This window comes from Streptomyces racemochromogenes (assembly GCF_039535215.1).
Taxonomy (GTDB): domain Bacteria; phylum Actinomycetota; class Actinomycetes; order Streptomycetales; family Streptomycetaceae; genus Streptomyces; species Streptomyces racemochromogenes.
In genome coordinates this window covers 4,141,067-4,159,021 of sequence record NZ_BAAAWT010000001.1, presented here as the reverse complement: position 1 = coordinate 4,159,021, position 17,955 = coordinate 4,141,067, and the positions used below count along the sequence as shown (strand labels likewise).

General features: G+C 72.4%; 17 protein-coding genes and 1 tRNA gene. 10 read left to right on the top strand and 8 right to left on the bottom strand.

The genetic code is table 11. From position 1 onward, the window contains the following. Positions 1 to 2: 2 nt before the first annotated feature. The gene (locus ABD973_RS19330) at positions 3 to 998 is read right to left on the bottom strand and encodes an SMI1/KNR4 family protein (protein ID WP_125604335.1); all 996 of its coding nucleotides are present in this window, start codon (positions 996 to 998) and stop codon (positions 3 to 5) included. Positions 999 to 1,226: 228 nt separating this feature from the next. Between ABD973_RS19330 and ABD973_RS19325 the strand changes: the two genes are divergently transcribed. Continuing rightward, positions 1,227 to 1,805: a YwqJ-related putative deaminase gene (locus tag ABD973_RS19325; RefSeq protein WP_386382319.1), complete on the top strand. Its 579-nt coding sequence runs from the start codon at positions 1,227 to 1,229 to the stop codon at positions 1,803 to 1,805. A 5-nt stretch (positions 1,806 to 1,810) separates the two neighbouring features. Continuing rightward, complete coding sequence (locus tag ABD973_RS19320; protein WP_125604337.1) at positions 1,811 to 2,320, top strand: SUKH-3 domain-containing protein; 510 nt, start codon at positions 1,811 to 1,813, stop codon at positions 2,318 to 2,320. A gap of 15 nt (positions 2,321 to 2,335) precedes the next feature. Here ABD973_RS19320 and ABD973_RS19315 read toward each other — a convergent pair whose 3' ends face one another. Further along, entirely contained in the window at positions 2,336 to 3,580 is a 1,245-nt protein-coding gene (locus ABD973_RS19315) for a histidine kinase (RefSeq protein WP_125821359.1), read from the bottom strand. Between the two features lie 184 nt (positions 3,581 to 3,764). Between ABD973_RS19315 and ABD973_RS19310 the strand changes: the two genes are divergently transcribed. The 5 genes from ABD973_RS19310 (at position 3,765) to pth (ending at position 7,977) form a co-directional block, all read left to right on the top strand. Then, positions 3,765 to 3,836 (top strand) — tRNA-Gln (locus tag ABD973_RS19310). Positions 3,837 to 3,944: 108 nt separating this feature from the next. Then, the gene (gene glmU / locus ABD973_RS19305; protein WP_125821360.1) at positions 3,945 to 5,396 is read left to right on the top strand and encodes a bifunctional UDP-N-acetylglucosamine diphosphorylase/glucosamine-1-phosphate N-acetyltransferase GlmU; all 1,452 of its coding nucleotides are present in this window, start codon (positions 3,945 to 3,947) and stop codon (positions 5,394 to 5,396) included. 133 nt (positions 5,397 to 5,529) lie between these two features. After that, positions 5,530 to 6,507: a ribose-phosphate diphosphokinase gene (locus ABD973_RS19300; protein ID WP_125603935.1), complete on the top strand. Its 978-nt coding sequence runs from the start codon at positions 5,530 to 5,532 to the stop codon at positions 6,505 to 6,507. A gap of 189 nt (positions 6,508 to 6,696) precedes the next feature. Then, entirely contained in the window at positions 6,697 to 7,278 is a 582-nt protein-coding gene (locus tag ABD973_RS19295; RefSeq protein ID WP_164720900.1) for a 50S ribosomal protein L25/general stress protein Ctc, read from the top strand. Positions 7,279 to 7,386: 108 nt separating this feature from the next. Next, positions 7,387 to 7,977, top strand: coding sequence for an aminoacyl-tRNA hydrolase (gene pth, locus ABD973_RS19290; protein WP_125603933.1), 591 nt, complete (start codon positions 7,387 to 7,389; stop codon positions 7,975 to 7,977). A gap of 102 nt (positions 7,978 to 8,079) precedes the next feature. Here the strand turns inward: pth and ppc are convergent, their stop codons facing one another. Next, the gene (gene ppc, locus ABD973_RS19285; RefSeq protein ID WP_125824023.1) at positions 8,080 to 10,773 is read right to left on the bottom strand and encodes a phosphoenolpyruvate carboxylase; all 2,694 of its coding nucleotides are present in this window, start codon (positions 10,771 to 10,773) and stop codon (positions 8,080 to 8,082) included. A 450-nt stretch (positions 10,774 to 11,223) separates the two neighbouring features. Between ppc and ABD973_RS19280 the strand changes: the two genes are divergently transcribed. Together ABD973_RS19280 and ABD973_RS19275 are read left to right on the top strand one after the other, a co-directional pair. After that, entirely contained in the window at positions 11,224 to 12,195 is a 972-nt protein-coding gene (locus ABD973_RS19280; protein WP_206436524.1) for an acyl-CoA desaturase, read from the top strand. Next, positions 12,192 to 12,866 (top strand): TetR/AcrR family transcriptional regulator, encoded by a 675-nt coding sequence (locus ABD973_RS19275; protein ID WP_125821362.1) that lies wholly within the window; start codon positions 12,192 to 12,194, stop codon positions 12,864 to 12,866. The genes ABD973_RS19280 and ABD973_RS19275 overlap by 4 nt, the downstream gene beginning before the upstream one ends. Before the next feature lie 124 nt (positions 12,867 to 12,990). Here ABD973_RS19275 and ABD973_RS19270 read toward each other — a convergent pair whose 3' ends face one another. Continuing rightward, a complete protein-coding gene (locus ABD973_RS19270; protein ID WP_125816705.1) occupies positions 12,991 to 13,380 on the bottom strand; it encodes a VOC family protein in 390 nt (129 codons plus the stop codon). A gap of 2 nt (positions 13,381 to 13,382) precedes the next feature. Further along, a complete protein-coding gene (locus ABD973_RS19265) occupies positions 13,383 to 14,240 on the bottom strand; it encodes a trans-aconitate 2-methyltransferase (protein ID WP_125821363.1) in 858 nt (285 codons plus the stop codon). Positions 14,241 to 14,386: 146 nt separating this feature from the next. Here ABD973_RS19265 and ABD973_RS19260 point away from each other — a divergent pair, with 146 nt between their 5' ends. Then, positions 14,387 to 14,884, top strand: coding sequence for a MarR family winged helix-turn-helix transcriptional regulator (locus tag ABD973_RS19260; RefSeq protein ID WP_125603002.1), 498 nt, complete (start codon positions 14,387 to 14,389; stop codon positions 14,882 to 14,884). Here the strand turns inward: ABD973_RS19260 and ABD973_RS19255 are convergent. From ABD973_RS19255 to ABD973_RS19245, 3 genes are all read right to left on the bottom strand, one after another. Then, a complete protein-coding gene (locus tag ABD973_RS19255; protein ID WP_125603001.1) occupies positions 14,843 to 15,619 on the bottom strand; it encodes a response regulator transcription factor in 777 nt (258 codons plus the stop codon). The two genes, ABD973_RS19260 and ABD973_RS19255, sit on opposite strands and share 42 nt — an antisense overlap. A gap of 468 nt (positions 15,620 to 16,087) precedes the next feature. After that, entirely contained in the window at positions 16,088 to 17,047 is a 960-nt protein-coding gene (gene galE, locus ABD973_RS19250) for a UDP-glucose 4-epimerase GalE (protein WP_125603000.1), read from the bottom strand. 193 nt (positions 17,048 to 17,240) lie between these two features. Continuing rightward, positions 17,241 to 17,954: a response regulator transcription factor gene (locus tag ABD973_RS19245; RefSeq protein WP_345504646.1), complete on the bottom strand. Its 714-nt coding sequence runs from the start codon at positions 17,952 to 17,954 to the stop codon at positions 17,241 to 17,243. Between the last annotated feature and the right edge of the window lies 1 nt (position 17,955).

The window sequence follows — 17,955 nt, the reverse complement described above, 5'->3', positions numbered from 1 at the left end:
CGTCACCCCTCACCCATGCCGGCACCGGACACTGCAACCGAACGCGCGAATCCGCCGTCCACCATCAGACCGGCCACCGTCTCCAGCTCCGGCGGGTTACCCGCCAACCGCTCCAGGAAGGCATCGAAATCGGCACCGCACGGCAGCAACAGACGCTCCACCCGCTCCTGCACCGTCCAGCCGTCCCGGTCGCGCGCGTCGTCGTAGGGGGAGAACCAGACGGAGCCCACGCCCTCGCCCCTCACCTTCACCGCGAGCAGGCCGCCCTGTACGAACGCCACGCACAGGTAGTCCTTCGTCAGGTGGTCCCGCAGGCACTTGTTCACGTACACCAGGTCGTTGACCGCGGCCTCCTCACGCACCGTGAAGAACGGCTGGTCCACCAGCAGCCCCAGCTCCACCAGCAGTCCCGCGCCGACCGGCGCACAGCCGCCCGCCGCCTTCAGGAACGAGCGGTACGCCTCCGGCAGCCGGTATCCGAGGTCCTCCTCGACGCCCTGCACCTGCGTCTCCGACACCGACACCAGGGCCTTCGGCAGCCCCAGGTGCGCCGGACGCGCCTCCTGCAGCGGCCGGGCCCCGCGCTTGTCGTGGTCCACGGGGGCCGTCGCCAGTCCGGCGTGGTGCCGCAGCAGCGCCTTCACCTCGACCGGGACCAGCTCCATCCGCCGCGAGCCCGCGACGTGGTGCCAGGTCCAGCCGTGCGGGGTCGCCACCGGACCGACCGTGTCCCACAGCGGGTGGCCGGCGGCGCGCATCGCCGCGTTGGCGGACACGAAGTCCGTCAGGCGCAGCTCGTCCACGCCGAAGCCCTCCGGGGGCTCGGCGATCTCCACGGCCGCGCGCGCGTAGCGCGAGAAGTCGGGATGACCGTTGCCGTCCATCCGCACCCCGTGGGGATGCCGCGCAGCCCGGACGGGGTCCGGGAAGTGCACGACCTGCCCCGAGTAAGCGGCGTTGGGTGGCGCGGCCTGCTGCCCGAGCCGACCTGTCGTCATGGCGGTAGCCCCCTGCTGGATCTGGCTGGTTCACCACAGCCTATGTGCTCCGGCAAGACCCTCCCCCGCCCCCGACCCACGGGTGCGCAGACGGGGCGGGAACATCCGAATTGATACGAATATTCGACCCCGCTTCCGCGCGACAGGTGACATTTGACAGGCTGTCCCGCAGCACGGGGGCGTGCGCGACAGCGACCACCACCGCCGCCACGGGAGGGAAGAGCAACCATGCAGACCGCGACCACACGGACCGTGACCACACAGACCGCGACCACACACGACGTGGCACCGCGCCCGGGCCGCCCGCAGCCGGCCGACACCGGCGCCGCCGGGGACCCCCGGCTGCGCTGGAGCGGCACCGGAGCCGCCCAGACCACGCCCGTGCTCCGCTTCCGCCGCGACGGCATCCTGCCCACCGTCGCCGCCGCCCTCTCCGTCCGCGGCGAGACCCTCACCGGCACCGCCGGCAAGGGCGACCAGCCGCCCGCCCTGCACCCGCTCGTCCAGGACTTCCACGACACCCTCACCAGCGGCCAGCGCGAACGCTTCACCGGCCGGTGTCCCGAGGCGATCCTGCTCTCCCGCCACCTCACCGCCGTCGAGGGCGCCCGCAGCAAGCGCGCCTCGCGCAAGCCGCTCTCCGCGAGCGAGGCGCGCCGCTCCCTCAAGCACGCCCGCATAACCGCCCGCCACATCCGCGAGGACGGCGACCCCCTGCACGGCACCTACGCGCCGCCCTGCCGCTCCTGCGACGCGCTCCTCAACCACTTCGGCGTTCGCCCCGTCGACCTCACCCACCCCGAGTAGCCACCATGACCGCGTCCTCCGCCTCCTACGACCGCTCCTCGGCCACCCGCTTCCCCGGACCCGTGGACTCCGCCCTGCGCACCGCCGGCTGGGAACCCGGCCGCTGGGACATCAAGCAGGCCGAATACTGGGCCGACGCCCTGCGCGACCACACCACCCCCGCCGGCCACCGGCACACGGTGTTCCCCGCCGCCGTCGAGGCCTGGGCCGAATTCGGCGGGCTCACCCTCCGCGCGCCCGGCCCGGGCCGCCAGATAGCCCCCACGGCCGTACGCGTCGACCCGCTGACGGGCCTCCACCTCGCCCGCACCTTCGCCGACCTCGGGCGCGCCCTCTCCACCCAGCTCAGCCCGCTCGGCGCCGGCACCGACGGCGGCTCCCACCTCGCCATCGACCTCGAAGGCCGCGTCTACCTCGTCGACCACACCGGCGACTGGTACCTCGGCTCCGGACTCGACGAGGCCCTCACCCTGCTGCTCACCGGCCTCCAGCCCGCCCGCCTCACCACCGGCTGACGGGCCCCGCCGTACCTACCGGGCCGGCAGCACCGCGGACACCTTGAACCCGCCGCCGTCCGTCGGCCCGGACACGAACACCCCGCCCAGTCCCACCACCCGCTCGCGCATCCCGAGCAGCCCGTTGCCCCCGCTGGGCAGATCGGCACCCCGCGCCTCCCCCTCGCACGGGCCGTTCTCCACCTGCATGGCCACCTCGCCCTCCCGGTGCGCCAGCCGTACGACGACCCGCGCGCCCGGAGCGTGCTTGTGGCAGTTGGTCAGGGCCTCCTGCACCACCCGGTACGCCGTCTGCTCGACCTCCGGCCGGTAGCCGCCGCCGTCGCCCTGCACCAGCACCTCCACGGCCATCCCGGCCGCCCGCGACTGCCCCACCAGCGCCTCCAGCTCCGCGAGCGTCGGCCCCTCCTCCAGCGCCACCGGCGCCGACACCCGCCGCACCGCCGGCTGCTTCTCCGGAGCCCGCAGCACCCCCAGCATCTCCCGCAGCTCGGTCAACGCCTGGCGCCCCATGTCACCCACCAGCGCCGCGTTCCGCACCGCCTTCACCGGGTCCTTCGCGGCCACCGCCTGCAGCGCCGCCGCGTGCACCACCATGAGCGACACCCGGTGCGCCACCACGTCGTGCATCTCCCGCGCGATGCGCGTCCGCTCCTCCTGACGGGCCCACTCCGCGCGCTCCTCCGCCCGGTCCGCCAGCAGCGACAGTTCCCGCTCGAGCGAGTCCGCCCGCTCCTGCAGGCTCTCCATCAGCCGGCGCCGCGCGCCCACGTACAGCCCGAGCAGCACCGGCGGCACGGTCAGCGCCACCGCCATGAACACGGACAGCACGATCACGAGCGTGCCGTCGGCCTCGACGTCCCCGCGGGTCTGCACGTACGTCACCACGAACGTCCCGGCCAGCGACATCGCGGCCAGCGTGGCCAGGATCCGGCGGGGCACCTCGCACGCCGCCAACGTGTACAGCCCCACCACCCCGAGGAGGAAGCCCATCGTGGCCGGCGTGACGGCGATCCCGACGAGCACCACCGCCACCGGCCGGCGCCGGCGCAGCACCAGGGTGGACCCCACCAGCGCCCCGAAGAGCACCCCGGCCCACACCGGCACCCCGGCCTCGCGCGCGGTCGGCACCCCCTCGAAGGCGCACTCGACGGCCGAGGCCGCCCCGAGCCCCACGTCGAGCACGGCCGCCCGCCGCCGCTCCCACCACCAGGGCCCGTCCCGGCCCGTCCCCTCGCGCCCATCCCCCGTACTGGTCATGCCGTCCAGCGTACGCAGCGGGCCCGGCACGGGGGCGGGCCGAAATCCCGTGAACCGGCCGAGGCCGAAAGGCACGCCCCGCACCGCCGCTCAGACCGTCGCGTCGAGGGGGCAGGGTGCGGCATAGTAGGAGCGATCAACTTGGACCGGGACGACCAGCTGTCCCTTTCAAGTTGATTGGCCATCCCCTGTGGTGTAATTGGCAGCACTGAGGCTTTTGGTGCCTTATGTCCGGGTTCGAGTCCTGGCGGGGGAGCTTGGCACACGCGGGTCCCGGCTTCACGGTCGGGACCCGGCCTCGTTTTCAGACTGTGACCCCCCGCTATCCTTCACGGGTCCACCCCCGAAGCCGAAGGGCCCACCCGTGAGCGCAACCCGCCCGGCAGCCGTCGTCGTACTCGCAGCGGGTGAGGGCACCCGCATGAAGTCGGCCACACCCAAGGTTCTGCACGAGATCTGCGGGCGCACGCTCGTCGGTCACGTGGTCGCGGCCTCCCGCGAGCTGGACCCGACCCATCTCGTGGTCGTCGTGGGCCACGCCCGCGAGCAGGTCGCCGCGCACCTCGCCGACGTCGACGCCGGCGTCCGCACCGCCGTCCAGTACGAGCAGAACGGCACCGGCCACGCCGTCCGCATGGCCCTGGAGGAGCTCGGCGACGACCGGCCGGCCGGCACCGTGATCGTCGTCTGCGGCGACACCCCGCTGCTCACCGGCGAGACCCTGCGCGCCCTCGCGGCCACCCACGAGGCCGACGGCAACGCCGTCACCGTGCTCACCGCCGAGGTCCCCGACTCCACCGGCTACGGCCGCATCGTCCGCGACCCGGCCACCGGCGCCGTGACCGCCATCGTCGAGCACAAGGACGCCACCGACGCGCAGCGCGCGATCCGGGAGATCAACTCCGGGGTCTTCGCCTTCGACGGCGAGCTGCTCGCGGACGCGCTCGGCAAGGTGCGCACGGACAACAGCCAGGGCGAGGAGTACCTCACCGACGTGCTCGGGATCCTGCGCGAGGCGGGCCACCGCGTCGGCGCGGCGGTCGGCAGCGACCACCGCCAGATCCTCGGGATCAACAACCGGGTGCAGCTGGCCGAGGCGCGCGCGCTGCTGAACGCGCGGCTGCTGGAGCGGGCGATGCTGGCCGGCGTGACGGTGGTGGACCCGGCGAGCGTGTTCGTGGACGTGACGGTCACCTTCGGGCAGGACGCGGTGATCCACCCCGGTACGCAGCTGCTCGGTGCGACGCACATCGGCGAGGGCGCCGAGGTCGGCCCCAACACCCGCCTGAAGGACACCCGCGTGGGCGCCGGCGCCCGCGTGGACAACGCGGTCGCGGACTCGGCGGTGATCGGGGACCTGGCTTCGGTGGGTCCGTTCGCGTACCTGCGCCCGGGGACGAACCTGGGCGTGAAGTCGAAGGCCGGCACGTACGTCGAGATGAAGAACGCGACGATCGGCGAGGGCACGAAGGTGCCGCACCTGTCGTACGTGGGTGACGCGACGATCGGTGAGTTCACGAACATCGGTGCGGCGAGCGTGTTCGTCAACTACGACGGCGAGCACAAGCACCACACCACGGTCGGCTCACACTGCAAGACGGGTTCGGACAACATGTTTGTGGCTCCCGTCACCATCGGGGACGGCGCCTACACGGCCGCCGGCTCGGTGATCACGAAGGACGTGCCGCCCGGCGCGCTGGCCGTGGCCCGTGGCCAGCAGCGGAATATCGAGGGTTGGGTGGCCCGCAAGCGTCCCGGCAGTGCGGCCGCGACGGCCGCGCAGTCGTCGGCGGAGAAGGACTCCGGCAGCCATTGAGGTGAACTGACCGGAAACAGGTACGCCCAGGACGGCGTACCGTGATAGGTGCACGCAATTCGGCTGGCTCACCGTGTGCGGGACGGACGCACACGGGGGCGAGCAGCTTTCACACGTCTGAGGAGACAGTGCTGTGACCGGGATCAAGACGACCGGCGAGAAGAAGCTGATGCTCTTCTCCGGCCGCGCCCACCCCGAGCTGGCCGAGGAGGTCGCGCACCAGCTCGGTGTCGGCCTCGTGCCGACCAAGGCTTTCGACTTCGCGAACGGCGAGATCTACGTCCGCTTCCAGGAGTCGGCTCGCGGCGCGGACTGCTTCCTGATCCAGAGCCACACGGCTCCGATCAACAAGTGGATCATGGAGCAGCTGATCATGATCGACGCGCTGAAGCGCGCGTCGGCCCGCTCCATCACCGTGATCATCCCGTCCTACGGCTACGCCCGCCAGGACAAGAAGCACAAGGGCCGCGAGCCGATCTCGGCCCGCCTGGTCGCGGACCTGCTGAAGACCTCGGGTGCCGACCGCATCCTGACGGTCGACCTGCACACCGACCAGATCCAGGGCTTCTTCGACGGTCCGGTGGACCACCTGTCGGCCCTGAACGTCCTCGCGGACTACGTGGGCGCGAAGGTGGACCGCACCAAGCTGACGGTCGTCTCCCCGGACGCCGGCCGCGTCCGCGTGGCCGACCGCTGGTGCGACCGCCTGGACGCGCCGCTGGCGATCGTGCACAAGCGCCGCGACAAGGACGTCGCCAACCAGGTGACCGTCCACGAGGTCGTGGGTGAGGTCAAGGGCCGCGTCTGCGTCCTGGTCGACGACATGATCGACACGGGTGGCACGATCTGCGCCGCCGCCGAGGCGCTGTTCGCGCACGGCGCGGAGGACGTCATCGTGACGGCCACGCACGGCATCCTGTCGGGTCCGGCGGCCGACCGCCTGAAGAACTCGAAGGTCAGCGAGTTCATCTTCACCAACACCCTGCCCGACCCGTCGGACCTGGAGCTCGACAAGATCACGGTCCTGTCGATCGCCCCGATGATCGCCCGCGCGGTCCGCGAGGTCTTCGAGGACGGTTCGGTGACGAGCCTGTTCGAGGAACAGCAGTAGGGCTCACTGCCGCACGGCTAGATCCTTTTGGGCGCGGCCTCCCCGCCGGGTACACTCGACGAGTTGCTCGGCGAGGGAGGCCGTACCTGTTTTCCGGTACGGATGCTCCGTTATCGACGCGCTCTTCGTAGCAGGCCGTTCCGGCCGGGTGACCTCTGTCCGTCTTTCGTCACCCCACGAGGAGTGAACATGTCCGAGATCAAGCTTTCCGCGAAGCTCCGCGACACCTTCGGCAAGGGCTCCGCCCGCCAGTCCCGTCGTGACGCCCTGACCCCGGGTGTCATCTACGGCCACGGCACCACCCCGAAGCACGTCGGCGTCGAGGCGCACGCCCTGATGATGGCGCTGAAGACCCCGAACGCGCTGCTCTCCCTGGACATCGAGGGTGACGGCACCGAGCTCGTCATCCCCAAGGCCGTCCAGCGCCACCCGCTGAAGCGCAACATCCAGCACGTCGACTTCCTGATCGTCCAGAAGGGCGAGAAGGTCACGGTCGAGGTTCCGGTCGTGACCGAGGGCGACCTGGCCGCCGGCGGCAACCTGCTGGAGACCCTGCTGGCGACCGTCGCCGTCGAGGCCGAGGCCACGCACATCCCGACCGAGGTCAAGGTCTCCATCGAGGGCCTGGAGGCCGGTGCCTCCATCCACGCCAAGGACCTGGTCCTGCCGGCCGGCACCACGCTGGCCGTCGACGGTGAGACCGCCGTCCTGCAGGTCGTCGCCCCGCAGGCCGAGGAGCCGGCCGCGGCCGCCGAGGGCGACGAGGCCTGAGCCTCGCCCCACCTCAGCAGTTGCTGACCGACCGCCGTCCGGCTCCACTGGAGCGGGACGGCGGTCGTTCTCGTTCACCGGCTTGTTCACGGGTTTAAGGAGCTTTTGATGTCGGACGACGCGGCGCCGTGGCTGATCGTCGGTCTCGGTAACCCGGGGGCGGAGTACGCCGGCAACCGCCACAACATCGGTTTCATGGTGGCGGACCTGCTGGCGGAGCGGATCGGCGGGAAGTTCAAGGCGCACAAGGCGCGCGCGCAGGTGGTCGAGGGCCGGATGGGCCCGCCGGGACCGCTGAACCGCCGGGTGGTCCTCGCGAAGCCGATGTCGTTCATGAACCTGTCGGGCGGCCCGGTGACGGCGCTGCGGGACTTCTACAAGGTTCCGCTGGAGCGGATCGTGGCCGTCCACGACGAGCTGGACATCGACTACGCGACGCTGCGGCTGAAGCTGGGCGGCGGCGACAACGGCCACAACGGGCTGAAGTCGATGACGAAGTCGATGGGCGCGGACTACCACCGGGTGCGGTGCGGCATCGGCCGTCCGCCGGGCCGGATGCAGGTCGCGGACTTCGTGCTGAAGGACTTCTCCTCCACGGAGCGCAAGGAGCTGGACTGGTTCGTGGACCGGTCGGCGGACGCGGTGGAGTGCCTGGTCCAGGAGGGCCTGGAGCGCGCCCAGTCGGCGTACAACTCCTGACCCCGGCGCGGGAACGACAGGGGACACGGGGAAGCCCCCGCCGGACCGGCGGGGGCTTCCTTCGTTCACGGGCCCGCGTACGGGCCCTCGTACGGGCCCGCGTCAGCCGGTGTTGCGCAGGCCGGCGGCGACACCGTTGACGGTGAGCAGCAGGGCCCGGGCCAGCAGCGGGTCGGGTTCCTCGCCGCGGGCGGCGGCCTGGCGCTGGCGGGCCAGGAGGGAGACCTGGAGGTAGGAGATCGGGTCCAGGTAGGCGTCGCGGACGGCGAAGGTCTGCTGGAGGGCGGGCTGGGAGTCGAGGAGCTGCTCCCCGCCGGTGATGCGCAGGACCTCGCGGACGGTGAGTTCGTGTTCGGCCCGGATGCGGTCGAAGACGTGCTTCAGCTCGTCCGGGACGAGGGTGTCGACGTAGTGGCGGGCGATCCGCAGGTCGGTCTTGGCCAGCGTCATCTCGACGTTGGACAGGAAGTTGCGGAAGAAGTGCCAGCGCTCGCCCATCTCCGCGAGGACGGTGTCCTGGCCGGCCTCGCGCAGGGCCTTGAGACCGGAGCCGACGCCGTACCAGCCGGGGACGATCTGGCGGGACTGGGTCCAGCCGAACACCCACGGGATGGCGCGCAGGCCGTCGAGGCCGGCGCCGGAGTCGGGGCGGCGGGAGGGCCGGGAGCCGAGGTGGAGGTCGGCCAGCTGGTCGACGGGGGTGGCCGCGAAGAAGTAGGCGGGGAGGTCGGGGTCCTCGACGAGTTCGCGGTAGGCGCCGTGGGCGGCGTCCGAGACGATCTCCATGGCCGCGTCCCAGCGGGTGAGGGCGTCGTCGGACTGGCGGGGGGCCGTGTGCAGGGCGGAGGCCTGGAGGGTGGCCGCGACGGTCAGCTCCAGGTTCTCGCGGGCCAGGGAGGGGACGAGGTACTTGTCGGAGATGACCTCGCCCTGCTCGGTGACCTTGATCTCGCCCTCGAGCGTGCCCCAGGGCTGGGCGAGGATCGCGTCGTGCGAGGGGCCGCCGCCGCGCCCGACGGTGCCGCCGCGGCCGTGGAAGAGGCGCAGGCGGACGCCGTGGCGGTGGGCCACGTCGCGCAGGCGCCGCTGGGCGCGGTGGATCTCCCACTGGCTGGTGGTGATGCCGCCGAACTTGCTGGAGTCGGAGTAGCCGAGCATGACCTCCTGGACGTCGCCGCGCAGGGACACCAGGCGGCGGTAGGAGGGGTCGGCGAGCATCTCGTCGAGGATGACGTCCGCGGCGCGCAGCTCGTCGGTGGTCTCCAGGAGCGGGACGATGCCGATCTTGGCCCAGCCGGCGTGGAGGTCGAGGAGGCCGGCCTCGCGGGCGAGGACGGCGGCGGCGAAGACGTCGTCGGCGCCCTGGCACATCGAGATGATGTAGGACTCGATGACCTCGGGGCCGAACTTCTCGAAGGCGTCCTTGACGGCGAAGAAGACGCCCAGGGTCTTCTGCCCGGCCGCGTCGAGGGGGGCCGGGGTGGGCGCGAGGGGGCGGCGGGAGCGGAGTTCCTTGGCGAGGAGCTTCTGCCGGTAGTCGCGCGGCATGTCGGCGTAGCGCCAAGACTCCTCGCCGAGCCGGTCGAAGAGCTGGCCGAGGGCGTGGTGGTGGGCGTCGGCGTGCTCGCGTACGTCCATGGTGGCGAGCTGGAGGCCGAACGCGGCCAGGGTGCGGATGGTGCGGTCCATGCGGCCGTCGGCGAACAGGGCGCCGCGGTGTTCGCGCAGGGAGGTCTGGATGAGGGTGAGGTCGGCGAGGAGCTCGGCGGTGCCGAGGTAGTCGCGGCCCTCCTCGTGGGGGGTGCCCTTGGCGAGGCGCTCGCGGGTGTTGAGGAGCTTCTGCCGGACGCAGGTCGCCTTCAGGCGGTAGGGCTCCTCGGCGTTCAGCCGCTTGTAGCGCGGGCTGATCTCGGGGAGGCGTTCCAGGTCGGCCTGGAGGGAGGCGAGGAGTTCCTCGGTGGCGCCGGCGATGCGGATGGAGTTGGAGAGCAGGCCGCGCAGGAAGTCGACGAGTTCGAGGGCGTCGGTGATGCCGTGCTCGTGCTGGAGGATCAGGACGTCACGGGTGACCTGCGGGGTGACGTTGGGGTTGCCGTCGCGGTCGCCGCCGATCCAGGTGCCGAAGGTGAGGGGGCGGGTGCCGGCGGGCAGCTCGACGCCGACGCGCTGGAGTTCGGCGGCCAGGTCCTCCAGGACGTCGCCGACGGCACCGGCGTGGAGTTCGTCGAGGTAGTAGATGGCGTTGCGGGCCTCGTCGGCGGGCTCGGGGCGTACGACGCGCAGTTCGTCGGTCTGCCAGACGAGGTCGATGTTCTCGGCGAGGCGCAGGTCGTGGCGGCGGCGGTCGCCGGCGCCGGAGACGGGCTCCTCGAGGAGGGCCGCGATGCGGCGCAGCTTGTTCAGGACGCTGCGGCGGGCCGCCTCGGTGGGGTGGGCGGTGAAGACGGGGCGGACGTTGAGGTTCTTGACCGTCTCGCGCAGGTGCTCGGGGTCGGCGTCCTTGAGCATGTCGGCGGTCCGGGCGAGGAGCCCGCCCTCGGCAGCCCGGTGGGCGCGCAGCTCCTTGCCGCGGTGCACCTGCTCGGTGACGTTGGCGAGGTGGAAGTAGGTGGAGAAGGCGCGCACCAGCTTGGCGGCGGTCTCCAGGTCGATGTCGCCGAGGAGGGCCGCGGCGGCTTCGCCGTCGGTGCGGGTCAGGGCGCGGACCCGTTCGACGAGGTCGAGGAGTTCCTGGCCTTCCTGGCGGACGAGGGTCTCGCCGAGGAGGTCGCCGAGGCGGCGGATGTCCGCGCGCAGCTCCGCGTTCGCCGTCTGCGCCGTCCGCGTGGGGGCGGAGGGGTCGGCGGGCTGGGTGACGGGGGCCTGGGCGGCCTGGTCAGCACTGCTCACAGGTGCGGCTCCTTGCAGTGTTCGAGCGCTACTGGGCTGTGGGCTCCCGGGGGGTGTGCGGCCGTGCCGGTGGCCGGTCGTGCTGCGCAGCCCGGGCTGCCCGTGCGGACCGCGCTGTCCGACGACACCAGGATAGGTGGATCGCCCCTGTGCCCCGGCAGAGCGCCCGCCCTTTGGACTCGGTTCGCGCGGGTGGCGTCGTCCTCGCATCGCCGTCGCGTCGTCCTCGCGGCGCCCCCGCGTCGTCACTGTTGCCGCGGGGGCCGTCTTTGCCATACTTACGCTGCCGTAGGTTACGGATCCGTAGGTCCGTGGCCCGGCGCCTGCCGGCTTCTCACCCCCCAGGGGAACCCCACCATGACCATGAGTCCCGGACTGATCGAGGAATCCTCGGCCGTTTCCGTGCCCTCCGCGACACGCGGTGGCGAGCAGAAGCGCTCCGTGGAGCAGATCGCGCTGCTGCTGTTCATCACCGTGCCGTTCCTGGCGCTGCTGGCGGCGGTGCCGCTGGTCTGGGGCTGGGGGGTGACCTGGCTGGACCTCGGCCTGATGGTGTTCATGTACTTCCTGGCGTGCCACGGCATCACCATCGGCTTCCACCGCTACTTCACGCACGGTTCCTTCAAGGCGAAGCGGCCGCTCAGGATCGCGCTGGCGGTCATGGGGTCGATGGCGGTGGAGGGGCCGCTGGTGCGGTGGGTGGCGGATCACCGCAAGCACCACAAGTACTCCGACCACGAGGGCGACCCGCATTCGCCGTGGCGGTTCGGGGACACGCTGCCGGCGCTGATGAAGGGCCTGTGGTGGGCCCACATCGGCTGGCTGTTCGACGAGGAGCAGACCGACCAGCAGAAGTACGCCCCGGACCTGGTCAAGGACCCGGCGATCCGGCGGATCAGCCGTGACTTCGTGTTCTGGACGGTGCTGTCGCTGGCGATCCCGCCGCTGGTGGGGGGTCTGGTGACGATGTCCTGGTGGGGCGCGTTCACGGCGTTCTTCTGGGGTTCCCTGGTGCGCGTGGCGTTGCTGCACCACGTGACGTGGTCGATCAACTCGATCTGTCACGCGGTGGGCAAGCGGCCGTTCAAGTCGCGGGACCGGTCGGGCAACGTGTGGTGGCTGGCGGTGCTGTCGTGCGGTGAGTCGTGGCACAACCTGCACCACGCGGACCCGACGTCGGCGCGGCACGGGGTGCTGCGCGGGCAGGTGGATTCCAGCGCCCGGCTGATCCGCTGGTTCGAGCTGCTGGGGTGGGCCTGGGACGTGCGCTGGCCGTCCGGGGCGAGGATCGACGCCCGGCGCAGGGAAAACACCCCGAACGCGGCATGATGGGGGACGTGGCGATCGACGGCAGCAGTACCAGCAGCGACAAGCCCAGGCGGGGACGCCGGGTCCGGATGACGGGCGCCGAACGTCGCCAGCAACTGCTGGACATCGGCCGCGCCCTGTTCGCGGAGAAGGGCTTCGAGGGCACTTCGGTGGAGGAGATCGCGGCCAAGGCCGGGGTGTCCAAGCCGGTGGTCTACGAGCACTTCGGCGGCAAGGAGGGCCTGTACGCGGTGGTCGTGGACCGCGAGATGCGGCAGCTGCTGGACGGGGTGACGGGCGCGCTGACGGCCGGGCATCCGCGGGAGCTGCTGGAGCAGGCCGCGTTCGCGCTGCTGGACTACATCGAGAGCTACACGGACGGTTTCCGGATCCTGGTGCGGGATTCGCCGGTGGCGCAGTCGACGGGCACGTTCGCGTCGCTGATCAGCGACATCGCCACGCAGGTGGAGGACATCCTGGGGCTGGAGTTCAAGGCGCGGGGCTTCGATCCGAAGCTGGCGCCGCTGTACGCGCAGGCACTGGTGGGGATGGTGGCACTGACGGGCCAGTGGTGGCTGGAGACGCGGCGCCCGAAGAAGGCGGAGGTGGCGGCGCACCTGGTGAACCTGGCCTGGCACGGCCTGGAGAACCTGGAGGCGCGGCCGCGGCTGGTGGGCCACCGCAAGAGCTGAGGTCCGCGGAAGGCCGCGGGCACGACGGCGCCCCGTCACCGGGAGGTGTTTCTCCGGTGGCGGGGCGCCGTCGCGCCGTCGTACGGGGGCGGGCGGGCCGGGCGACCGGCCGGCCCTCGGTCCGTCAGCCGTCCGTGGGGCCGCCGGCGCCGGGGGCGTGGGGCTCCAGGAACTCGAGCCGGTTGCCCACGGGGTCGTGGGAGTAGAAGCGCCGGTGGCCCGGCAGGCCGTCGTCCCAGACGACGTCGGCTCCGCGTTCGCGGAGTCTGTCCGCGTACGCCTCGATGCCGGTCACCCGCAGCCCGGGGTGCGCCTTGCGGGCCGGCCGGAAGTCCTCTTCCACGCCCAGGTGCAGCTGTACGCCTCCGGCGGTGAACCAGCAGCCCCCGCGCGCGGCGAGGACCGGGGGTTTGGAGATCTCCCGCATGCCCAGGACGTCTTGGTAGTAGGCGCGCAGCTTGTCCTCCGATCCGGGGGGCGCGGCGAGTTGGACGTGGTCGACTGCGGTCAGCACGGTCATGCCTCCTTGTGGGCGACGGCGAAGATGCGGCGGAACGGGAAGACCGTGCCCCGGGGGCCGGGCGGGTAGGCGGCGCGCAGCGCCTCGCGGTATTCGGCGAGGAAGCGGTCGGCGGCCTCGCGGTCGTCGCCGAGGGCGGTGAGGACGGGCCGCAGGGCGGTGCCCTTGACCCAGTCGAGGACGGGGTCGGTGCCCTGGAGGAGCTGGGAGTAGGTGGTCTCCCAGACGTCGACGGCGCAGCCGAGTTCGGTGAAGCGGGCGAGGTACTCGGCGGGTTCGAGGATGTGGATGTAGCGGGCGCCGTGTCCGGCGAGGCGGTCGCGCCAGCGCGGGGTGTCGCAGAGTTCGGCGAGGAGCCGGTGGCTGGGGGCGGTGAAGTTGCCGGGGATCTGGAAGGCGAAGGTGCCGCCGGGGCGCAGGCCGTTGATCCAGGCGGCGAAGGAGCCGGGGTGGCTGGGCACCCACTGCAGGGCCGCGTTGGAGACGATCAGGTCGTAGGTCTCCTCGGGCATCCAGTCGGCGATGTCGGCGTGGCGGAAGTCGATCCGGCCGCCGCCGGGGGTGGGTCCGCCGTGTTCGTCGGTGGCGCGCTGGAGCATCTGCGGGGAGAGGTCGAAGCCGGTGATGCGGGCGTCGGGCCAGCGCTCGGTGAGGAGCGCGGTGACGTTGCCGGGGCCGCAGCCGAGGTCGGCGATGCGGGCGGGGCCGGTGGGGAGCTCGGGTATGCGGTTCAGCAGGTCGAGGAACGGGCGGGTGCGGTGACCGGCGTGGCGGAGGTACTGCTGGGGGTCCCAGACGGGTGCGGAGCCGTCCAGGGAGTGGTGGCGCACGGCCGGCGCGATATCGGAATGCATGTTCGAGCCTCCCTACTGGTGGGGCGGTCGGAAGCGGAAGCCGTTCCGGCCCCCTCCATGCCCCATGCTCGGCCAGAATATATCTCGATGTCAAGATTCTCGATTTGAAGAGACTTCATGTCGACAGACCCCTTACACTGATCGGCATGGAGGACGAGGTCGACCGACTGGTCGCGGCATGGCGGCGAGAGCGCCCTGACCTCGACGTGGAACCGCTCGAAGTGCTCAGCCGCGTCAGCCGGCTCGCGCGCCACCTCGACCGCGCCCGCAGGCTCGCCTTCTCCGAGCACGGCCTGGAGCCGTGGGAGTTCGACGTCCTGACCTCGCTGCGGCGCGCGGGCGCGCCCTACCAGCTCTCCCCCGGACAGTTGCTGACGCAGACGCTCGTCACCTCCGGCACGATGACCAACCGCATCGACCGGCTGGCCAAGAAGGGCCTCGTCGAGCGACTGCCCGACCCCAGCGACCGGCGCGGGGTGCTGGTCCGGCTGACGCCCGAGGGGCGCGACCGCGCCGACCAGTCCCTGGCGGGACTGCTGGCCCAGGAACGCGCGATCCTGGCCCAGCTCTCCACCACGCAGCGCGGCGAGCTCGCCGGGCTGCTACGCCAGTTGACCGCTCCGTTCGACAACATCCCCGGCTAGCTCCGCGGGGCGTACGCCGGCCCGCCGGGCCAGCGCCACCGCTGCCAGGGTGGAGTGCACCCCGAGCTTGCCCAGCACGTTCTGCATGTGCGTGCGGACGGTGTGCGGGGACAGGAACAGCCGCGCCGCGACGTCCTTGCGGCCCAGCCCCGCCACCATGCAGCGCAGCACCTCGTGCTCGCGCGGGGTGAGGGACTCCACGAGCCGCTCGCTGTCGCTGCGGTGCTTGCGGGCGGCGGTCAGCTCCCGCAGCACCCCGGTGAGCAGCGCGGGCGGCAGGTGGGTCTCCTCGCGCAGCACCCCGCGGATGACGGCCAGCAGCCGGGAGAGCGAGCAGTCCTTGGCCACCCAGCCCGAGGCGCCCGCCTGGAGGGCGAGCGCGGCCCGGCGCGGGTCGTCGCGCTCGGCCAGGACCACGGTGCGCACGCCGGGGTGCGCCACCCGGACGCCCGCGACGAGGGCGATCCCGTCGGCCGGCGGCGGGGCCGGGCCGGAACCCGCTTCCCGCTGGCCGGGCACGGCGCCCGACGCGGCCGCGCCGGCGCCGAGGTCGGCGTCGACGAGCAGCACGTCGTAGCGGCGGCCTTCCGCCACCGCGCGCTCCAGGCAGCGCGAGGCCGCGGGACCGCTGCCGGCCGCGGACACGTCCACGTCCGGCTCGGCCGCGAGCGCGGCTGCCAGAGACTCGGCGAAGATGCGGTGGCCGTCGACCACCAGGACCCGGATACGAACCACAGAACCCCCAAGGGTCGGGGAACGGACGACTACGGGTACGACGTCCGGCCAGGTGGCCCACAGCCGCCGCGGCCGCCGCCGCGACATCTGTGCACTACCCCGGACCGGACGCCGTACCCGGCGTGTCTCGACCCCTGAATCAACACCGGCCCCCACCGGTGTCACGCTCAGCGTAGAGCGGGCGGGGTCCCGCGGTTGGCCGAATAGCAGAAGTTTTTCGAGCGGTTTTCCGGTGGGACGGTCCGCAACGGCCTTGGTGATGGCTTGTTTTCAACCCCCCGGGCGGCACCGGCGGCGGAATTCCGACCGGCGCGTGCCGCAGGCAGTTGCACGGGGGGCATTTCACCCGGCGTACGCACGCCGGGCGCCCGCGCGCGGCGCCTGCCCGCCGCGCCCGGCCCTCACGCGCGCGCCCCCCGCACCGGTCGGTGCGGGGGGCGCGCGGCGGGTCCGGCAGGGGACCGGGGGTCAGGAGCGGCGCTCGCGGGCGAAGTTCCAGGCGTCCGTCACGATGTTGGTGAGGTCCGAGCGGGTCGGGGTCCAGCCGAGGCGCTCGTGCGCCCTGCGGGCCGAGGCGACGAGGACCGCCGGGTCCCCGGCGCGGCGCGGGGCGACGACCTCGGGGATCTCCCGGCCGGTGACCTTGCGGACCGTCTCGATGACCTCGCGGACCGAGAAGCCGCTGCCGTTGCCGAGGTTGCACACCAGGTGCTCGCCCTCGGCGGCGACGCGCAGCGCGGAAAGGTGGGCCTCGGCGAGGTCGGCGACGTGGATGTAGTCGCGGACGCAGGTGCCGTCGGGGGTCGGGTAGTCGTCGCCGAACACCGAGATGGACTCGCGCTGGCCGAGCGCGACCTGGAGCACCAGCGGGATCAGGTGCGTCTCGGGGTCGTGGCGCTCGCCGAACTCGCGGTAGGCGCCGGCCACGTTGAAGTAGCGCAGCGAGACGGCGGCCAGGCCGTGGGCGGCGCACTCCCCCGCGATCATGTGGTCGACGGCCAGCTTCGAGGCGCCGTACGGGTTGGTCGGCGCGGTCACCGAGGTCTCCGTCAGCGCGCCTTCGGCCGGCTCGCCGTAGGTCGCGGCGGTGGAGGAGAAGACGAGCCGGCGCACGCCGGCCTCCCGCATCGCGGTCAGCAGGGCGAGGGTGCCGCCGACGTTGTTGTCCCAGTACTTGCCGGGGTTCACGACGGACTCGCCGACCTGCGAGGAGGCGGCGAAGTGCAGCACGGCGTCGTAGGACGGGTCCAGGTGGTCGGCGGCGTCCTGGATCCGGCCGTCGATCAGCGTGGCGCCGGCGGGGACGCCCTCGGCGAAGCCGGTGGAGAGGTTGTCGAGGATGGTCACCTCGTGCCCGGCCTCCAGCAGATGGGCGGCCACGACGCTGCCCACGTATCCGGCACCGCCGGTCACCAGGTACTTGCTCACTCGCACTCCTCTGTATCGCGTCCGTCGCGCAGGCACGCCGATGCGCGTGCTCTGGTGACTGGCTTACCGGATTCCGCGCTTCCGAGGAAATCGCGGCCCTCCGGCACGGTACCCGCCCGCGCGGACGGGTACCGCCGCCGCCGTCCGGCGGCCGGGACGCGGGCCTGGACGCGGGCCGGGACCGGTGTGCGCGTCAGGCCCCGGGCGGCCCGCCCGCGAAGTCCTGCGGCCGCTCCCGCACGGGCGGGGCAGCCCGGTCCAGCAGCCCGGTGCGCGCGGCCAGCGCGGCGGCCTCCAGCCGCGACCCCACGCCGAGCTTCATCAGTACCCGCTGCACATGCGTACGGGCCGTGCTCGGCGCGATGGCCATGCCGGCCGCGATCATCCGGGTGTCCTCGCCCTCCGCGACCCGGACAAGCACCTCGACCTCCCGCGGCGTCAGCAGCCGCAGCAGCCGGCTGCCCTCGTCGTCGGGCTGCGCCGAGGGGTTCAGCAGCTCCGCGAAGGCCCCCTGGAGCAGCTGCGGGGCGATGGCGACCTCTCCCGCCCGGGCCTTGGCCAGGGCCCGTTCGACGCCCTCGATGCGCTCGTCCTGGCGTACGTACCCCGAGGCGCCCGCCGCGAAGGCCGCGGCTATCCCGCGCGGGCTCGGTACGGGGCCCAGCACCACCACGGCGATCTGCGGGCGTTCCCGCTTGATCCGCACCACCGGTTCGAAGACGCCGGGCTCCGCCGGGGCGGCGGTGCCGAACAGGCACACCTCCGGGGCGCGGCCGATGACCAGTTCGGCGGCTCCGGCCGCCGGCGCGGCCGCCGCGAGCACGCGGTGCCCGCGCAGCTTCAGGGCCGAGGCGAGCGCCTCGGCCAGCAGACGGTGCTCGTCGACCACCATGACCCGTACGCCCATC